Below are 2,968 nucleotides of genomic sequence, written 5' to 3' on the forward strand. Positions count from 1 at the left end.
CCGGGCCGCAAACACATTCTTTTTCAGGATGATTATAATAGCCACAGGGACATGGGTTCATGCTGGCGATCAACATAAAATTTGCAGGATAATCCACAGAGACTTTTGCTCTGGAAATGGTGACTTTCCTTTCTTCCAAGGGTTGTCGCATTACTTCCAAAACTGTTCGTTTGAATTCCGGTAACTCATCCAAAAATAATACCCCGTTGTGGGCAAGTGATATTTCTCCCGGTTGAGGGTTTCCTCCTCCGCCCACTAAGGCAACATCAGAGATGGTATGATGAGGACTTCGAAATGGTCTTTGGGCAAGTAGACTTCCATTTTTACCCAGTTTTCCAGCGACTGAATGGATTTTTGTAGATTCTAATGCTTCTTGAAGAGTTAGTGGAGGAAGGATAGAAGGAAGTCTTTTTGCCAACATGGTTTTCCCAGCTCCTGGAGGTCCAATCATAATGACATTATGACCTCCCGCTGCAGCAATTTCCATGGCTCTTTTGATATTTTCTTGCCCCTGAACATCCGCAAAATCAAATTCGCTTTCATTTAGAGAATGATAGAAAATATCCCTCGTATCTGTTACCAAGGGTTCTATTTTCAAATCCCCTTGCAAAAACTGAGAAGCTTCCTCAAGAGATTCAACTGGAATGATGTCGAGATTATTTACTATGGAAGCTTCTTGGGCATTTTCTTTTGGAAGTATAAAACCTTTAAAACCCTGTTTTCTTGCTTCAATTGCAATTGGTAAAACACCTTTTATGGGTCTAAGTTGGCCATCTAAAGCCAATTCACCCATTATGAGATAGCTTCCTAGTTCTGGAAATTCAACCTGTTCTGAGGCTTGAAGAATTCCAATAGCAATTGGTAAGTCGTATGAAGACCCTTCTTTTCGAATGTTTGCAGGGGCAAGATTGATAACGACTTTTTGTCTTGGCATCCTATATCCAAAATACTTCAATGCAGATTCTACCCTTTGCTGAGATTCTTTCACAGCTGAATCAGGCAATCCTACCATGTAAAAGCTGGTACCTTGACCTACATTCACTTCAATTGTGATCAAATTTGCATCAACGCCTGAAACAGCGCTCCCAAAAGTTTTTGCTACCATAGTTCGAAAAAAAAGGAAACCAAAATGGTCTCCTTAATATACAGTTTTAAGAAAATTAAACTTCTATTATTACGTAAAAATTTAATTTTTAGTCGATTTTACTTTTTCTTTTATTCAGTGAAATTCTGTCTTGGTTTAATTCCGGAATTTTCAGAATCGGTAGGTTTGGCTTCTTTATTTTTTGGAGAAGAATCAGGATTTTCCAAATCATACAATTTGGCTTTTATTTTATTCATTTCCACCTCTTTTTTTGCAAGCAAATCTTTCTGGCCTTTTAGCGCCAAATAAGAAACTATCCAAGAAAGTAAAAACAAAAGAAAACCTACCAAAAGGATTTTAACCAGTCCATCTGAGGTAATTTCATCCATACCAAAGATACCTCCTAAGGTCTCAAAAGCCATGAAGAATATTAGGAAAGCTGCAAAAAAGATCAGCAGGGCTATTTGGGTAAATTGATGGAATTTTCTCATATCAACTAATATTTTTACTAATATACTAAACCGACTGAATACTCGAAAGTTTCTTGTAAAGGCCTTCTATTTCGATTAATTCTAAGTGTGTGCCTTTTTGGACTATTTCACCTTTTTCAATCACAAGAATTTCATCAGCATGTTGAATTGTACTCAGTCTATGAGCAATAACCAAGGTAGTTCTATTAGACATCAATTTGGTTAATGCTTCTTGGACTAGTAATTCGGATTCGGAATCCAAAGCAGAAGTAGCTTCGTCGAGGATTAGGATTGGAGGATTCTTTAAAACCGCCCTTGCTATACTGATTCTTTGTCTCTGGCCGCCTGAAAGCTTGGAGCCTCTTTCACCAATGGAGGTTTGGTAACCATCCTCCATTTGAGAAATAAACTGATGAGCATTGGCTATTTTGGCAGCCTCTATCACTTGTTCCTCACTGACACTTTCAATTCCAAATGCAATATTATTATACACTGAATCATTGAATAAAATAGATTCCTGAGTTACTATTCCCATTAAGGATCTCAATTCTTCTATTTGGAAATCTTTCAGGTTAATCCCGTCTAATAAAATCTGACCAGCACTGGGATCATAGAATCTTGGTACCAGATCAGCTAATGTTGATTTACCTCCTCCAGATGGCCCTACCAAGGCAATTGTTTTACCTCGCTCCAAATTGAAATTAATGTTTTTGAGGACCAATTGTTCCTGATAAGCAAAACTCACATTTTCAAAGCTGATTTCTTTTTCAAATGAAATTAGCTTTTTAGGATTTGTTGGAGATTTTATTTTTGAAGGTGTATCGACGACTTCAAAGATTCTTTCTGCAGAGGCGATTCCTCTTTGAATACTACTGACGGCTCTGGAGATTTCCTTTGCTGGATTTAATACCTGAGTGAAAATAATAATGTAGGTAATAAAATCACTGGCTCCCAATTGAGAATCTCCACTTAAGACCAAACTTCCGCCATAAACTAATATTCCAGCAACAACCGAAACTCCCAAGAATTGCGAAATAGGTGAGGCTAGTTCATTTTTTCTAGCCATGTTAATATTCACCCCGGAATAATAGTCCGTTTCATGATCGAATTTCTTTCTCATGAAATTTTCAGCATTGAATGCTTTAATAACACGCATTCCACCTAAGGTTTCGTCCAGAATATTGACAAGTCTGCCTAGAGATTGCTGGCTTTCAACCGCTTTCTTTTTCAGTCTTCTGGTAATACCACCAATGATCGCACCGGTAATAGGAATGATCAGGATCGTGAAAAAAGTGAGCTTGGCAGACATAAAAAATAAAACCCCAAAGTATAAGATAATGGTAGCAGGCTCTCTAAAAACTACTCGAAGGGATTGTACAATAGTATTTTCTACCTCCTGAACATCATTAGTCAT

At 37.6% G+C, this 2,968-nt stretch carries 3 protein-coding genes; all 3 read right to left on the reverse strand.

Annotation, left to right across the window (positions count from 1 at the left end; genetic code table 11):
- Nucleotides 1-1,105: YifB family Mg chelatase-like AAA ATPase (locus tag Q0L68_RS18855; RefSeq protein ID WP_296705799.1), on the reverse strand; the 1,105-nt coding region annotated here is incomplete at its 3' end.
- Between the two features lie 110 nt (nt 1,106-1,215).
- The gene (locus tag Q0L68_RS18860; RefSeq protein WP_296705800.1) at nt 1,216-1,575 is read right to left on the reverse strand and encodes a hypothetical protein; all 360 of its coding nucleotides are present in this window, start codon (nt 1,573-1,575) and stop codon (nt 1,216-1,218) included.
- A gap of 25 nt (nt 1,576-1,600) precedes the next feature.
- On the reverse strand, nt 1,601-2,968 hold a 1,368-nt coding region (locus tag Q0L68_RS18865), incomplete at its 5' end, for an ABC transporter ATP-binding protein (protein WP_296705801.1).

The sequence above is a fragment of the Algoriphagus sp. genome (genome assembly GCF_024642405.1).
Lineage (GTDB): Bacteria > Bacteroidota > Bacteroidia > Cytophagales > Cyclobacteriaceae > Algoriphagus.